At 69.5% G+C, this 14,103-nt stretch carries 15 protein-coding genes; 8 read left to right on the top strand and 7 right to left on the bottom strand.

Going from position 1 to position 14,103, the window contains the following annotated elements; all coding sequences use genetic code 11:
- The first annotated feature begins 72 nt into the window (after positions 1-72).
- Both GQ57_RS17915 and GQ57_RS17910 read left to right on the top strand, forming a co-directional pair.
- Positions 73-1,335: a serine hydrolase domain-containing protein gene (locus GQ57_RS17915; RefSeq protein WP_034198585.1), complete on the top strand. Its 1,263-nt coding sequence runs from the start codon at positions 73-75 to the stop codon at positions 1,333-1,335.
- Positions 1,336-1,511: 176 nt separating this feature from the next.
- On the top strand, positions 1,512-2,414 hold the full coding sequence (locus GQ57_RS17910) for a LysR family transcriptional regulator (protein ID WP_031398996.1): 903 nt from the start codon (positions 1,512-1,514) through the stop codon (positions 2,412-2,414).
- Here the strand turns inward: GQ57_RS17910 and GQ57_RS17905 are convergent.
- Positions 2,365-2,817 carry a carboxymuconolactone decarboxylase family protein gene (locus GQ57_RS17905; protein WP_075122931.1) on the bottom strand — a complete coding sequence of 151 codons (453 nt, stop codon included), beginning with the start codon at positions 2,815-2,817 and terminating at the stop codon, positions 2,365-2,367. The genes GQ57_RS17910 and GQ57_RS17905 overlap by 50 nt on opposite strands.
- Positions 2,818-3,088: 271 nt before the next feature.
- On the opposite strand from GQ57_RS17905, the gene GQ57_RS17900 reads away from it, so the two are divergent.
- From GQ57_RS17900 to GQ57_RS17890, 3 genes are all read left to right on the top strand, one after another.
- Positions 3,089-3,499, top strand: coding sequence for a TIGR02594 family protein (locus GQ57_RS17900; protein ID WP_031398994.1), 411 nt, complete (start codon positions 3,089-3,091; stop codon positions 3,497-3,499).
- A 90-nt stretch (positions 3,500-3,589) separates the two neighbouring features.
- Positions 3,590-4,213, top strand: a complete 624-nt coding sequence (locus tag GQ57_RS17895) for a LysE family translocator (RefSeq protein ID WP_031398993.1) — start codon at positions 3,590-3,592, stop codon at positions 4,211-4,213.
- A 20-nt stretch (positions 4,214-4,233) separates the two neighbouring features.
- Positions 4,234-4,860, top strand: a complete 627-nt coding sequence (locus tag GQ57_RS17890; RefSeq protein ID WP_200880663.1) for a DUF6886 family protein — start codon at positions 4,234-4,236, stop codon at positions 4,858-4,860.
- Positions 4,861-4,870: 10 nt separating this feature from the next.
- On the opposite strand, the gene GQ57_RS17885 is transcribed toward GQ57_RS17890, so the two are convergent.
- The 5 genes from GQ57_RS17885 to GQ57_RS17865 all read right to left on the bottom strand — a co-directional run bounded on the left by GQ57_RS17885 (position 4,871) and on the right by GQ57_RS17865 (position 10,531).
- Positions 4,871-6,307, bottom strand: coding sequence for an efflux transporter outer membrane subunit (locus tag GQ57_RS17885; RefSeq protein ID WP_034198584.1), 1,437 nt, complete (start codon positions 6,305-6,307; stop codon positions 4,871-4,873).
- Between the two features lie 19 nt (positions 6,308-6,326).
- Positions 6,327-7,901: a DHA2 family efflux MFS transporter permease subunit gene (locus GQ57_RS17880; protein WP_031398990.1), complete on the bottom strand. Its 1,575-nt coding sequence runs from the start codon at positions 7,899-7,901 to the stop codon at positions 6,327-6,329.
- A gap of 13 nt (positions 7,902-7,914) precedes the next feature.
- Positions 7,915-9,006 (bottom strand): HlyD family secretion protein, encoded by a 1,092-nt coding sequence (locus GQ57_RS17875; RefSeq protein WP_034198583.1) that lies wholly within the window; start codon positions 9,004-9,006, stop codon positions 7,915-7,917.
- A gap of 91 nt (positions 9,007-9,097) precedes the next feature.
- Positions 9,098-9,529 (bottom strand): MarR family winged helix-turn-helix transcriptional regulator, encoded by a 432-nt coding sequence (locus GQ57_RS17870; protein WP_034198582.1) that lies wholly within the window; start codon positions 9,527-9,529, stop codon positions 9,098-9,100.
- 81 nt (positions 9,530-9,610) lie between these two features.
- Entirely contained in the window at positions 9,611-10,531 is a 921-nt protein-coding gene (locus tag GQ57_RS17865; RefSeq protein ID WP_031398987.1) for a LysR family transcriptional regulator, read from the bottom strand.
- A gap of 109 nt (positions 10,532-10,640) precedes the next feature.
- On the opposite strand from GQ57_RS17865, the gene GQ57_RS17860 reads away from it, so the two are divergent.
- The 3 genes from GQ57_RS17860 (at position 10,641) to GQ57_RS17850 (ending at position 12,985) form a co-directional block, all read left to right on the top strand.
- Entirely contained in the window at positions 10,641-11,069 is a 429-nt protein-coding gene (locus GQ57_RS17860; RefSeq protein ID WP_034198581.1) for a MarR family winged helix-turn-helix transcriptional regulator, read from the top strand.
- Positions 11,070-11,250: 181 nt separating this feature from the next.
- The gene (locus GQ57_RS17855; RefSeq protein WP_034198580.1) at positions 11,251-12,498 is read left to right on the top strand and encodes an aconitase X; all 1,248 of its coding nucleotides are present in this window, start codon (positions 11,251-11,253) and stop codon (positions 12,496-12,498) included.
- A complete protein-coding gene (locus tag GQ57_RS17850; protein ID WP_034198579.1) occupies positions 12,491-12,985 on the top strand; it encodes an aconitase X swivel domain-containing protein in 495 nt (164 codons plus the stop codon). The genes GQ57_RS17855 and GQ57_RS17850 overlap by 8 nt, the downstream gene beginning before the upstream one ends.
- Here GQ57_RS17850 and GQ57_RS17845 read toward each other — a convergent pair.
- Positions 12,925-14,031 carry an AraC family transcriptional regulator gene (locus GQ57_RS17845; RefSeq protein ID WP_052001366.1) on the bottom strand — a complete coding sequence of 369 codons (1,107 nt, stop codon included), beginning with the start codon at positions 14,029-14,031 and terminating at the stop codon, positions 12,925-12,927. The genes GQ57_RS17850 and GQ57_RS17845 overlap by 61 nt on opposite strands.
- Positions 14,032-14,103: the final 72 nt, after the last annotated feature.

Genomic DNA, 14,103 nt, shown 5'->3' with positions numbered 1-14,103 from the left:
CGGCAGCCCGCACCGGGCGTTGAGCAATGATCTGAAGATAGCTGCAGTCTCTATCGAAAAAGGAGTCTGGTCATGCGTCACAGTGTCAGGGCGGTTGCCGTCGGGAGTTTCCTCGCGTTGTCCTGTACCGTTGCGCAGCCGAAGCCCGTTTTTTCCGATACCGGATACGCGGCGGACGCCTACGGCGCGGCCGATCACTATCCGTTGCCGGTGCCCGGCCACGGGAGAACCCAGCAGCAGTTCGTCGGCTACTACACCCATTTCGACAAGGTGCGCATGACCGATCCCGTGGCGCGGGCCGGCGCTCCGTCGATACTGAAATCGTCCGGGCGGGAGCTGTCGCTGATCTACCCGTATGCCGGGCAGAACCGCAATCTCGACGACTATCTCGAGCGCAATCCGGTAACGGGGCTGCTGATCGCGCGCGACGACACGATTCTCTACGAACACTATCGTTACGCCCGGACGGACGCCGACCGTTTCATGTCGCAATCGATGGCGAAGACGATCGTCGGCCTGCTGGTCGGCATCGCCGTCTCCGAAGGCGCGATCCACTCGATCGACGATCGCGCGGCGGCCTATGTGCCGGAGCTGGCGGACAGCCCGTACGGGCAGACCTCGATCCGCGACCTGCTGCACATGTCGTCCGGCGTCCATTTCTTCGAAGACGACAATGCCGGCGACGACCGCGACAAGTTCGGGCTCGAACTCTTCGATCCGCACGGGCTCGGCGCGATCGACGCCGTCAGGCACTTCAATACGCGCGAGCGGGCGCCCGGCACGCACTTCAGCTATGCGAGCATCGAAACCGAAGTGCTCGGCCTCGTGGTGAGCCACGCCACCCGCATGAGCGTCGCGCAATACGCGAGCGAGCGCATCTGGCAGAAGATGGGCATGGAGTCGGATGCATCGTGGGGACGCGACGCGACCGGGGAGAACATCACCTATTGCTGCGTGAGCGCCACGCTGCGCGATTGGGCCCGGCTCGGCATGATGCTCGCGCATGACGGCCAGTGGAACGGCCGGCAGATCGTGCCGCGCGACTGGCTGCTGCAGGCGACGACGGTCGCGCCCGGCGACGGCTTTCTCGCGCCGGGCAAGGCCAACCCGGTGTTCGGCTACGGGTACCAGGTGTGGTTGTTGCCGGGCGAGCGGCGCATGTTCGCGCTGCAGGGGATGGACGGCCAGAGAATCATCGTCGACCCGGCGTCGAAGCTCGTCCTCGTGCAGACGGCCGTATGGACCAACGACCACGATCCGGGCATGAAGGAGGTTTATGCGCTGTGGTACGCGCTCGTCGCCCAGTATGGAAACGCCAGCCTCGCCAGCCGTTGACGGGCCGCGTGCGGGACATGCGGCCGGCAGGGTGACGCGGCGGGCGCATCGCGTGGCGACCGCCGCGCGGGAACGGCGCGGCCATCCGCGGCGTTCGTGCGAAGATTGAGCGCCACGCGCATCCGGCCGCACCGCGCCGGACGCGCATCCTTCCGTCGTCCACCCGCCCAATCATCATGGACCGCTTCGAAAGCATGTCGGTGTTCGTCGAGATCGTCAGCACCGGCAGCCTGACCACCGCGGCCGAGCGGCTCGGCCTGTCGTCGAGCATGGTCGGCAAGCACCTGAACGCGCTCGAAGCGCGTCTCGGCGTGAAGCTGCTGCACCGCACGACGCGCCGTCATCATCTGACCGAGGCCGGCGTGCTCTACCTGGAGCATTGCCGCGACATCCTCGAGCGGGTCGAGACCGCCGACGACGCCGCGTCGACGCTCGGCGGCGACCCGTCCGGCCACCTGCGCATCGCCGCGCCGATTTCGTTCGGCGTCACGCAGCTCGCCCCCGCCGTCGCCGTTTTTCTCGCGCAGTATCCGCGCGTCGATATCGAACTCGTGCTGACCGATGCGGCGGTCGATCCGGTCGGCGACGGCATCGACCTCGCGTTTCGCGTCGGGCCGCTGGCCGATTCGTCGCTGGTCGCGCGGCCGTTGCCGTCGTATTACCGGATGGTCGTGTGCGCGTCGCCGGACTACCTGGCCCGGCACGGCACGCCGGCGACGCCGCAGGATCTGCTGAACCACGATTGCCTGGGCCATACGCGCTGGGGGCCGCGTTACCGGTGGCGGTTCGACGGGCCCGACGGCGCGCTCGAAGTGCCGGTCGCGTACCGCTTGCGCGTCGACAGCGGCCCCGCGCTGCGCGAGGCCGCGCTGGCCGGCGGCGGCGTGATCCTGCAGCCGCTCGGCCTGGTCAAGGCCGACCTCGAGGCGGGCCGCCTGCAGCGGCTGCTGGCCGCGTACGAATCGCGCGGCCGCGATTTCTACCTGCTCTACGCGCGCGATGCCGGCGCGCCGGCCAAGCTCCGCGCGTTCATCGCGTTTGCGCTCGATCATTTTGCGGTTGCGGAGCCGGCGCGTTGAGCCCGTCGTCGGGCAGCGCGGCGAACACTTCCGCCACGACGCCCAGCGCATTGTTCACGGCCGCGCCGCCGCCGTAGAACATCGTCTGCAGGATCGCCTCGACGATCTGCTCGCGCGTCGCGCCGGCAACCAGCGCCGCTTCGACGTGCGCGCGCAATTGCGGCAGCGCGTAGCCGAGCGTCACGCAACTGGCGATCACGACCAGCTCGCGGGTCGCGAGGTCGAGCCCGGGCCGGTCGAGCACGCCGGCGAACGCCCATTGCATCGTCATCGTCAGGAAGTCGGGGCAGAGCGTTTCGCGCGACTGCGCCAGATCCTTGCCGCTGTGCGCGCCGTGCAGGCGCTCGAACAACGCGAGACCACGGGCATAGGTGTCGTCGCGGGGAAGAAGGGGTTGCGTCATCGTTGACCTCGTCGTGAAGCGCCGAAATGCCGGCGGACCCATGGAGTGTGCGGCGCCGGCGCGCCCGGAAAAACCCGGCGCGGGTCGTAACAGTTCCCACCGCGAGTGGGCAATGCGTGACCGGCCGGCCGTGCGCGCGGCGGCGCGATGCCGGCGGCGCTCGCCGCCGGGCGCCGTTCGTGCGAAGATCGACCGCACCTCACACACGCACGGGAACGACGTGACCCGATTCCACCCCGACAGAGAGCCGGCGGCCGCCCATCCGCCGTGGATGCCCGTCGCGCTGGCCGAGCGCGGCATCCGGCGGCACCCGCCGGGCAGCATCAACCCGCGCATCGTCGAATACAACGACCAGACGAACCTGGCTGGTTACGACGACAAGATTTCCTGGTGCTCGTCGTTCGTCAACTGGTGCATGACGCATGCCGGCATGCGCGGCACGGGCTCGGCGCTCGCGCGTTCGTGGCTCGAATGGGGCCGGCCGCTGGAGCGCCCCGTGTACGGCTGCATCGCCGTCCTGACGCGCGACGATCCCGCGAGCTGGAAAGGGCATGTCGGTTTCTACCTGCGGCACGACCGCGAACACGTGCATCTGTTCGGCGGCAACCAGCTGGAAGAGGTGCGCGAACTCGCGTATCCGTTGCACGAAGTGATCGGATACCGCTGGCCCGACGCCGGCTGAGCCGCGGCGCGGATCGTCCCGCATGCAACCGAAATCGGCGTGCTAGAGTAGCCCGGTCGTCCTCCTCGACCCGCATCCACCCGAATCGCCATGAGCTATCTTCCCCAACTCGCCGCAGTGGGCGGCGTGATGTGGCTGGCGTGCGTCAGCCCCGGCCCCGACCTGATCGCCGTTTCCTCGCATGCGCTCGGCCATCGCCGCGCCGGCCTGCTGGCCGCGCTGGGCATCGCGTCGTCGCATGCGGCCTGGGCCGCGATGGCGATTTTCGGGCTCGGCCTGATCGTCGCGAAACTCGCGTGGCTGTACGAGGCGATCCGCATCGCCGGCGCCGCATACCTGATCTATCTGGGCGTCAGGACGTTGGCGGGCCTGCGCCAACCGGCGCCGCAGCCCGAGGCCGCGAGCCGGCCGGTCGTGCGCGGCGGCGTGCACGCGTACCGGAAAGGGCTGCTGGTCGGCCTGACGAATCCGAAAGCCGCCGCGTTCTTCGGCAGCCTGTTCGTCACGCTGCTGCCCGCGCATGCGCCGGCCTGGGTGCATGGCGCGACGCTGGCCGTGGTCGTCGCCGTCTCGCTGACGTGGTTCTGCACGGTTGCCGTGCTGTTCTCGACGAACCGCGTGCAGACGGGCTATGCGAAGTTGCGCAAGCCGATCGACGCGGTGATGGGAACGATCCTGCTGGGGCTCGGCGCGAAGCTCGCGCTGGACCGGTAGGCACGCCCGCACGCTGCATCGTGCGCGATCCGGCTGCGCGGCAGGGCGAGCGGCGGCGGCCGGACGCGACGCTGTTCCACTTCAGCGACGATCCCGGCATCGGGCGGTTCGAGCCGCGGCCGTTGCGCGTTCCGGTCGATCGCGGGCCGGCGCGGGACTGGCTCAACGGCCCGCTCGTGTGGGCCATCGACGCGCTGCACAGCTTTCTGTATCTCTTTCCGCGCGAATGCCCGCGCATCCTGATCTGGCCGACGCCGCACACGTCGGCGGCCGACCGGCGCGCATGGCTCGGGACTGGCGGCGCCCGCGCCGTCGCCTATGTGGAGGAGGGCTGGCTCGAGCGCGTCGAAGCCGCGACGCTGTATCGCTACAGCCTGCCCGCGACGGGCTTCGACAGCGTCGACGAGCTGGGCATGTGGGTGTCGCGCGGCGCGGTGATGCCGGCGGCGCGCGACACCGTGCGCGATCTGCCGGCCCGGCTGGCGGAGCAGGGCGTCGAGCTGCGCAGCCTGGCGCGCCTCACGCCGCTGAAACCGCTGTGGGACACGACGCTGCACGCGACCGGCATCCGGCTGCGGAACGCGCTGGACTGGGGGCCGCCGGGCTGGAACCATTCGACGCCGTCCTGTCCGCCCGAACCGTCGTGAACCGGCGCGCTCAGTTCCGCGCCATCGCTTCCGTGGCCGGTGCGTCCCCCGCATCGTGCCGGCTCCACCCGCCTCCCAGCGACCGGTAAAGCGCAACGGCCGCCAGCGCATGTTCGCGCCGCGCCTGGTTGAGCGAATCCGAATCCCGCAGATACACCTCCTGCGCCGACAGCACGTCGAGGAAATCCGTCGCGCCGCCCTTGTAGAGCTGATTGGCCAACCCGAGCGCCTTGTCCGACGCGGCAAGCGCGCTATCGAGCCGCTGCGTCGCCGCGTCGGCGCCGACGAGATTCGCACGCGCGTCCTCCACTTCCCGCAGCGCCTGCAGCATCGTCTGCCGCAATCCGAGTTCCGACTCGCGCATCCGGCTTTCGCTCTGCGCGATCCCGGCCGTGATGCGTCCGGCATTGAAGATCGGGCTCGTCGCGCTCAACGCGGCGCTGAACAGGTTGTCGGTCAACGTCGGCAGCCCGAGATACGACGCGGCCAGGATCCCGTCCGTCAGGTTCAGCGAGAACTTCGGGTAGCGTTCGGCCCTGGCCGCGCCCACTTGCGCCGCGCGTTGTTCGACCTGCGCATAGGCGGTCAGTACGTCGGGCCGGCGCAGCAGCGCCTGTGAAGGCAGCGTCGCCGGCGCGCCGGCCGGCGGCGCGGGAATCGCGCCGGCCTGCGTCAGCAGGAGCCGGTCGACCGACTCCGGCGTGCGCCCCGAATACACGGCGATCAGGTTGAGCTGATGCGCGATCTGCGCCCGGGTCGGCGGAATCCGCGCGTCGAGTGCGTCGAGCTGGTTCTGCGCGCGCGTGACGTCCAGTTCCGTCGACAGCCCGAACGCCTGCCGCTTGCGCGTGAGTTCGAGCGCACGCCGCCGGATCGTTTCGTTATCCTGCAGGATCTTCAGTTCCTGCTGCGCCCAGCGCAGGTCGACGTATGCGGACGCCGCATCGGCCGCGAGCGCGAGCCGCATCGCATCTTCCGCATGCGTGCTGCCGACGAGCGCGGCCTGCGCGGCGAGCAGGTCGAGCCGCTCGCCGCCGAACACGTCGGGCGACCAGCTCAGCGCCAGCCCCGCGCCGGCCTGCCGCACGTAGCCGAGCGGCGGCGGTGTGTTCTGGCGCGCATCGGCCGCATGCGCGCTTGCGTCGAGTTCCGGCAGCAGCACCGCGCGCTTCTGCACGGTCAGCGCCTGCGCCTGCTTCACGCGTTCGGCGGCGGCCTGCAGATCGAGGTTGCCGTCGAGCACCGTTGCGATCAGCCGGTCCAGCACGGGGTCGTGGAATTGCGCCCACCACGCGGCGGCGTCGATGTCCGCACGCGGCACCTCGGTATCCCAGCCGTCGGGCGCGAGCGTTCGAACCGAATCCTGCAGCGCCGGATGCTGTGCGGGCTGCACCGCGCATCCGGCGGCGAGGGCGCTGACGGCGACGGCGACGAGTAATTTCTTCATGATGGCGATGGCCTCGATCTCAGTGCGCGTCCGGCGGCGGCGCGTTCAGGGTGATGGGTTTGGAAAACGCGACGGCAACCAGCGCGACGACGAAGCACAGCGACAGCGCGTAATACGCATCCGCATAGGTGAGCGTCAGCGCTTCGCGGTAGATCAGCCGGTGCAGGTTCGCGAGTCCCGCCTGCGCGGTGTTCAGCGTATTGCCCGCCACGGCCGTCCAGTACGCGGCCTGGCGATCGAGCAGCGACGCAACCTGCGGCGCGCCGGCGCTCACGTGTTCGTTCAGGCGCAGGTAATGGAAATTCAGCCGGTCGTTGAGCATCGTCGCGCTCACCGCGATGCCGATCGCGCCGCCGAGATTGCGCATCAGGTTGAACAGGCCGCTCGCCGATTTCAGCCGCGACTGCGGCAGCGAGCCGAGCGCCATCGTCACGATCGGCGGCACGCTGAATTGCTGGCCGATCCCGCGCAGCGCCTGCGGCAGCAGCAGTTCGCGCCAGCCCCAGTCGTGCGTGATCGGCGTGTACAGGTAGCAGCCGAGGCCGAAGCAGACCAGCCCGAACACGAGCAGCGCGCGCATGCTCACATGGCGCGCGGCGAACGCGTACGCACACAGCGCCAGCAACTGGAACGCCCCGACCGACAGCAGCGCGATGCCGATCTGCAGCGAGCTGAACGCGCGCACCTGCGCGAGGAACAGCGGCGTCAGGAACACGGTCACGAAGATCCCGATACCGGTCACGAACGACAGCAGGCTGCCGATCCCGAAGTTGCGCACCGCGAGCGCGCGCAGGTCGACGATCGGGTCTTCCGCGGTCAGCGCATGCACGATGAACAGGAAGCCGCAGATGCCGGAGATCCACGCGCACGCGACGATCGCGTCGTCGCCGAACCAGTTCTTGCGCGGGCCTTCCTCCAGCACGTATTCGAGGCAGCCGAGGAAGCCCGACATCAGCACGATGCCGCGATAGTCGCCGCGCCGCACGAGGCCGGGATCGGGCTGGTCGATGTGCACGTAGCGCGGCACGAGCGCGGCCACCGCGACGCCCGGCACGAGGTTCAGGTAGAACAGCCAGTGCCACGACCACTGGTCGGTGATCCAGCCGCCGATCACGGGGCCGATCGCCGGTGCGAGCGACGCGAGCGCGCCGATGGTCGTCGACGCGATCAGCCGCTGCCGGCCGGGGAACAGCACGAACGCGGTGGTGAACACGGTCGGAATCATCGCGGCGCCGAGCGCGCCCTGCAGCCCGCGAAACAGGATCATCGAGTTGATGTCCCATGCAAGCCCGCACAGCATGCTCGTGATCGTGAAGCCGACGGCCGACGCGACGAACAGCCAGCGGGTCGACATCACCTTCGACAGCCAGCCCGACATCGGGATCACGATGATCTCGGCGATCAGGTAGGCCGTCTGCACCCACGACAGCTCGTCCTGGCTCGCGGACAGGCCGCCGCCGATGTCGCGCAGCGACGACGCGACGATCTGGATGTCGAGCGTCGCCATGAAGAAGCCGACGCACATCAGCGCGAACGCGAAGACGCGCTGCCGGGTCGGTTGCGACGCGGGGTCGCCGGAAAACGCGGTGGTCATCGCAGGCTCCCGTTCAGTTGGCGTGGTCGATGTGCACGGTCACGACCGCGGACAGGCCGGGGCGCAGCACCTGCTCGAGGCCCGGCTGCGGGTCGAGATGCACGCGCACGGGTACGCGCTGGACGATCTTCGTGAAGTTGCCGGTCGCGTTTTCGGGCGGCAGCACGCTGAAGGTCGCGCCGGTCGCGGGCGCGACGCTGTCGACGCGGCCGTGCAGGCGCGTGCTCGACGCATCGAGCGACACGTCGACGCGGTCGCCCGCGCGCATCTTGCGCAACTGGTCTTCCTTGAAGTTCGCGTCGATCCACAGCCCGGTGGCCGGCACGATCGTCAGCAACGGCACGCCGACGTTCGCGAGCATCCCGACGCGGCCCGTGCGGTTGCCGACGTAACCGTCGACTGGCGAGCGGATCATCGTGTATTCGACGTCGAGCGCGGCGACGCGCTGCGCGGCAAGCGCGGTGTTCACGCGGGCCCGCGCGTCGGCGAGCTGCGCGCCGAGCACGTCGAGCTGCCGCTTCGAGGCGAGCAGCGCGGCGTCGCTGCGTGCGACGGCCGCGTCGGCCTTCGAATAGTCGGCATCCGCGCGCTCGACGATCTGGTTCGACACGGCGTCGGATTTCACGAGTTCGCGGTAGCGCACGCGATCCGCCGCGGCACGCGTCAGCTCGGCCGACGATGCGCTCCTGTCGGCCGCCTGCTGGCCGATCACCGCGTCTTGCAACTGCTGCTTCGCTTCGAGTTCGGTCACGGCGGCGCGCGCGCCGTCCACTTCGGCGCGGGCCTGCGCGAGCTTCGCGTCGTAGTCGCGGGCGTCGAGCTGCACGAGCACGTCGCCGGCCTTCACGCGCTGGTTGTCGGTCACGAGGATCCGGTCGACGAAGCCGTTGACCTTCGGCGCGAGCACCGTCACGTCGCCGCCGACATATGCATCGTCGGTGCTTTCCTGGAAGCGCAGCACGAACAGCCAGTCGAGCGCGGCCGCGGCGACCACCACCACGACGGCGCCCAGCGCGATGCGCATCCACGGCACGCGGCGGCGCTGCGCCGCGGGCCGGTCGGTGGTGGCTGCCTCGCGGGAGGCAGCGGCTTGGGTCGTATCCATCGATTCACCTATGTATATGCACTGATCAAGTCGATCGACGACGCGTCGTCGATCGGGGAAGGGGCGGGCCCGCGCGGGGTGCGAGCGGGCCCTAGCGTTCCGGCAGGTTGTGCGTGATCCGGAACAGTTCGTCTCTCAGGCGGGCCGCCTGCGCCGGCCCGAACCGCCGCTCGAACGCTTCCTGCGCGGCGAGCCAGTGCACGTGCGCGTCGGCGATCTTCGTTTCGCCGTGCGCGGTCAGCGCGAAGGTCTGGCGGCGGTACGGCGGCTCGATCCGGCCCGCCACCAGCGCCGCGCCGACCAGCGGCCTGAGTGCGCGCAGCAGCGCCGTGCGTTCGATCACCAGCACCGCGGACAGCGTCGCCATCGTCAGGTCCGGCCGCTCGCGCAGCAGGGCGAGGATGCTGTACTGCGACGGCGTCACGCCCGCCCGCGACAGGTAACGCTCGTAGAACTGCGAGATCCGGCGGGCGGCTTGCCGGACCGCGAAGCAATCGTCGTCGGTGAGCGTGGTCTTGTGCATGTGCACATGTTAGGGCGTGGCGCGGGGCGGATCGATGGCCGGGGCGGGATCAGATTGGTGTCGCCGTTGTACCAATCGGCGTCACGCCGCCGCCGGCACGATCCAGCCTTCGCGGTCGCAGTAGGCGGCCGTGTAGTCGATGAAGGCCTTGACCTTCGCGGGCAGCAGCGCCCGGTTCGCGTAGGCGAGCTTGATCTCGACGAACGCGTCGACGAGATCGGCGTCCGGCAGCAGCTGCACGAGCGCGCCCGACGCGAGTTCCGCCCGCACGAGCGTTTTCGGCACGACGCCGATCCCGAAGTCGTGCATCACCATCTCGCGATTGAAGACGGGGCTGTTGGACGAGATGTCGAAACGGAACGGCACGGTCAGCGTGTCGCCGTCGATGCGGAACGACAGCGCGGGCCGGCGCAGCGACGGCGACATCGGCACGAACGGATGATCGGCCAGGTCGGCCGGCGTGTCGGGGCGCGGATGCGCGCGCAGGTACGCCGGCGTCGCGACGATCACGACCGGGATCCGTTCGACCAGCCGCACGACGGTCGTTTCGCTCGTCAGCATGTACGGCACGACGATGCCGATGTCGTAGCCTTCGCCGACGAGATCGACCGGGCGCTCGGTCAGCGTGACGTCGAGGCGCACCTTCGGATGCGCGGCCTTGAAGCCGGCGATCAGCGGCACGAGGCGGTTCAGCGCGGCCGTCGTGTGCGCGACCATGCGCAGCAGCCCTTCGGGTTCGCGCGTGGGCGCCTGCGCGTCCATCTCGAGTGCGTCGAGTTCGTCGAGCACGGCCGTGCAGCGTGCGTAGATGCGCTCGGCCGTTTCGGTCAGCGACACCTGGCGCGTGGTCCGGTGCAGCAGCCGGCTGCCGAAGCGCGCCTCGAGATCCGCCACCGCGCGCGACACGACAGGCCGCGCGAGGCCGTGCATGTCGGCGGCGCGCGTGAAGCTGCGCATCTCCACCACCGACCGGAAGATCCGCAGCTTGTCGATGTAGTCCATGTCCGTCTCCTTGCGATCGCGGGGCGCCGGACGCCTCCGGCCGGCCGCCGGCTCCGTTACGGCGGAGTGTACATTGACTTTATGCATATGCACATATAAATTGCGGAGCATGAACGACATCCCGATGGGTCAAGCGTGCAACTGTCTCGCGCTGCGTCAGGCGGCGCGCTTCGTCACGCAACTGTACGAGCGCCATCTGGCCCCGGTCGGCGTCACGCCCGCGCAGTTCTCGATCATGGTGAACCTGGCGCACCGGCCGGGCCTGTTGATGAGCGAACTCGCCGACGCGCTCGTGATGGACCGCACGACGCTGCTGCGCGCGCTGAAGCCGCTGCAGCGCGACGGCTTCGTCGCGACGGCGGCGGCCGAGCGCGATGCGCGCGCGCACGCGCTGCACCTCACGAAGCTCGGCGAGCGCACGTTCGCCGAGGCGAAAGTCGCGTGGCAGGCCGCGCAGAACGAATTCGAGACGCAGTTCGGCCAGGGGCGCGCGCAGGCGCTGCGCGACGAGCTGTTCAGCCTCACCGCGCAACGCTAGGGCTGGCGGCGAACTGGATCGGAATTCAAGCCATCGCTTGCTTGAACGGCGTTCCGGAACGGAAATTGGTTTTCGGATTGTCCGGATCGGCGGCAATCTGGACAGTTTTTATTTCCAGTTGTAGAGTCCTTCGACGGGTATCACGGGCCGGCGCCGCCGGCCCGCGTCAAAGGAGCAACCGATGCTGCAGTTGAGTGACCGCGACGACGCGATGTTGCGCGGGGATTTCGGCGACGGCGTCGCGCGCGCGATGCGGATCGTCGCGCGCACGGCGCAGGTGATGTCCGCGCCGCACCTGATCGACATCACGTCCGCGCATATCGACGGCTGTCTTTACCACGGCCAGACCAGCCTCGATTTCGTCGAGTATTTCGTCGACACCGGCGCGAAGGTCGCGGTGCCGACCACGCTGAACGTCGGGTCGCTCGACCTGATCCACCCCGAGCTGTACCACGGCGACCGCACGATCCGGCGCGACGCGCAGCGCCTGATGGACGCGCATCTGCAGCTCGGCTGCGAATCGAGCTTCACGTGCGCGCCGTATCAGCTGAAGAAGCGACCCGCGCAAGGCGAGCAGATCGCATGGGCCGAATCCAACGCGATCGTGTTCGCGAACTCGGTGCTCGGCGCGCGCACGAGCCGGTACGGCGACTTTCTCGACCTGGCCGCCGCGATCACCGGCCGGGCGCCGTACGCGGGGCTCCACGTCGAAGCGAACCGCGCGGCGCGGATCGTCTTCAACGCACCGGATTTCAGCGGCCTGCCGTCGCGCGACATTCATTTCGCCGCGCTCGGCCTGGCGATCGGCAAGCTCGCGGGCGCGGTCGTGCCGGCGATCGTCGGGCTGCCGGCGGACACCACCGAGGACGAGCTCAAGGCGCTCGGCGCGGCCGCCGCCTCGAGCGGGGCCGTCGCGCTGTTCCATGCGGTCGGCGTGACGCCCGAGGCGCCGACGCTCGACGCCGCGCTGCACGGGCAGGCGGCGCGACGCACGGTCGACGTGTCGATGGCCGATCTCGCCGAGATTCGCCGCACGCTGAACCACGGCGCGGCCGGCGATGCGCTCGTCGCGGTGGCGCTCGGCACGCCGCATTTCTCGCTGGCCGAATTTCGCACGCTCGACACGCTGCTCGACGCGTTCGACGGCAAGCCGGCCTGCGATTTCTACGTGAACACGAGCCGTTTCATCCTGTGGGAGCTGGAGGAAGCCGGCCTCGCGGCGAAGTTCGCCGCGCGCGGCATCCAGATCGTCGTCGACACCTGCACGTACATCACGCCGGTGATGAAGCAGTTGTCGGGGCTCGTGATGACCAACTCGGGGAAATGGGCGTCCTATGCGCCCGCGAACATCGGCGTGACGGTCGCGTACGGCAGCATGCGCGAATGCGTGCGGTCGGCGTACGAAGGAAAGGTGCGATTCGATGACTGAAGCGACGGGCAAGCAGTGGGCGGGCGACACGCTCGTGCCGGGTAGCGCGTGCGCACGCGCGTTCGTGCTCGACAGGCCGCTCAGCTTCTGGGGCGGCTACGACTCGGGCACGGGCCGGATCGTCGATCGCGGCCATCCGCAGGCCGGTGCGAGCCTGGCCGGCAAGGTGATGGTGATGCCGCACGCGAAGGGCTCGAGTTCGAGCAGCAGCGTGCTCGCGGAAGCGGTGCGCAACGGCACCGGGCCGGTCGGGATCGTGCTGAAGGAGCGCGACCTGATCCTCTCGATCGGCGCGATCGTGGCCGCCGAGCTGTATGCGATCGCGGTGCCGGTGGTGTGCGTGACCGACGACGTGTACGACGCGATCGCGGCCGCGCCGGGCGACGTGCGGATCGAGGCGGCGGGCGGCGACGGCTGCGCGCGAATCTATCTGGCCGACGCGCCGGCCGCCGCCGGTTCCGCCAGCGCGCCGGCCGCTTCCCGGTAGGCGCTGGGCGTTTGCCCGGCCCAGCGCCGGAACGCGCGCGTGAAGTTCGCCGGATCGGTGAATTGCAGCCGCTCGGCGATCGTCTTCAGGTCGAGATCCGATGCGGCGAGCAGTTGCTTCGCGTCGCGAAACCGCGCTTCGTCGAGCAGTTGCCGGTAGCCCGAACCAGCTTCCTCCAGCCGGCGCCGCAGCGTGCGCGTCGACACCAGCAGTGCATCCGCCAGCCTGTCGGGCCCCGGGTAGGCGCCCGTCGTGCGCGCCAGCTCCGCGCGCACGCGCTCGACCAGATCGCCTTCCTCCTGCCGCACCTGCGCATATTCGCGCTCGACCTGCACGAGCGCCTGCCGGTGCGCGACTTCGTCGGCGAGCGGCAGCGGCCAGTCGAGCACGTCGCGTGCGATCCATAGAGCGTTCGCCGCGCAACCGAATTCGACCGGCGGCAACGTATCGCGATAGCGCGCGAAATACGCGGGCTCCGGCCACGCGAAGCGCAGCGTGATCGGCGGCGACGCGCGCCCGGCCCATTGCGAGATGTTCTGCGCGAGCCCCGTCAGCACGAATTCGAACATCACGTGGTGCTGCAGCACCGGGCTCGCCTGCACGCCGTGCAGCTCGAGGGTCGCGCCGCGTTCGTCCTCCGCATAGGTCAGCCGATATTGACGGTTGCGCATGCGGAAGTAGCGCTGCGTGACCGCCAGCGCCTCGCGGATGTCCCGCGCGGTCAGCGTCGCATAGCCGAGAAAGCCGTGCACGGTCGGCTTCAGCAGCAGCCCGAACGCGAGCCCGATGCCCGGATCGCCGCCGATCTCGATCGCGTTGAGCACGAGCCGCCCCCATTGCGACGGCGCGACGCGCGCGTCCGGCTCGGCCAGCACCGCGTCGCGCAGGCCCGTGCCGGCGCGCACCGCGGCAAGGTCGACGCCGCGCGCGGCCAGCGCCTGCAGCAGCAGGCGCGTATAGGCGACCGGAATCGTCGGCCGGCGCAGCCCGAGGCGATCCTTGGCGAGGGGGGAGGTCATGTCTTCTTGGCCGGAAATGACAAGCATTATGGCTGTTTGCCCCCTCACGTTCAAGGCGGCGCGCGCCTACGATGGCAGGCATTGCTTATCGGCGCGACC

The organism is Burkholderia sp. MSh2 (genome assembly GCF_000731655.1).
GTDB lineage: Bacteria > Pseudomonadota > Gammaproteobacteria > Burkholderiales > Burkholderiaceae > Burkholderia > Burkholderia paludis.
Note: the sequence above shows the minus strand (reverse complement) of the source record. Positions and strands in the feature narration are given on the sequence as shown.

Bases quoted from the DNA above. Each gene is read 5' to 3' on its own strand.
- GQ57_RS17895 (WP_031398993.1), top strand. From the start codon at position 3,590: ATGAGCTATCTTCCCCAACTCGCCGCAGTGGGCGGCGTGATGTGGCTG.
- GQ57_RS17915 (WP_034198585.1), top strand. From the start codon at position 73: ATGCGTCACAGTGTCAGGGCGGTTGCCGTCGGGAGTTTCCTCGCGTTG.
- GQ57_RS17845 (WP_052001366.1), bottom strand. From the start codon at position 14,031: ATGCTTGTCATTTCCGGCCAAGAAGACATGACCTCCCCCCTCGCCAAG.
- GQ57_RS17870 (WP_034198582.1), bottom strand. From the start codon at position 9,529: ATGCACAAGACCACGCTCACCGACGACGATTGCTTCGCGGTCCGGCAA.
- GQ57_RS17865 (WP_031398987.1), bottom strand. From the start codon at position 10,531: ATGGACTACATCGACAAGCTGCGGATCTTCCGGTCGGTGGTGGAGATG.
- GQ57_RS17900 (WP_031398994.1), top strand. From the start codon at position 3,089: ATGCCCGTCGCGCTGGCCGAGCGCGGCATCCGGCGGCACCCGCCGGGC.
- GQ57_RS17860 (WP_034198581.1), top strand. From the start codon at position 10,641: ATGAACGACATCCCGATGGGTCAAGCGTGCAACTGTCTCGCGCTGCGT.
- GQ57_RS17880 (WP_031398990.1), bottom strand. From the start codon at position 7,901: ATGACCACCGCGTTTTCCGGCGACCCCGCGTCGCAACCGACCCGGCAG.
- GQ57_RS17885 (WP_034198584.1), bottom strand. From the start codon at position 6,307: ATGAAGAAATTACTCGTCGCCGTCGCCGTCAGCGCCCTCGCCGCCGGA.
- GQ57_RS17905 (WP_075122931.1), bottom strand. From the start codon at position 2,817: ATGACGCAACCCCTTCTTCCCCGCGACGACACCTATGCCCGTGGTCTC.
- GQ57_RS17910 (WP_031398996.1), top strand. From the start codon at position 1,512: ATGGACCGCTTCGAAAGCATGTCGGTGTTCGTCGAGATCGTCAGCACC.
- GQ57_RS17875 (WP_034198583.1), bottom strand. From the start codon at position 9,006: ATGGATACGACCCAAGCCGCTGCCTCCCGCGAGGCAGCCACCACCGAC.
- GQ57_RS17850 (WP_034198579.1), top strand. From the start codon at position 12,491: ATGACTGAAGCGACGGGCAAGCAGTGGGCGGGCGACACGCTCGTGCCG.
- GQ57_RS17855 (WP_034198580.1), top strand. From the start codon at position 11,251: ATGCTGCAGTTGAGTGACCGCGACGACGCGATGTTGCGCGGGGATTTC.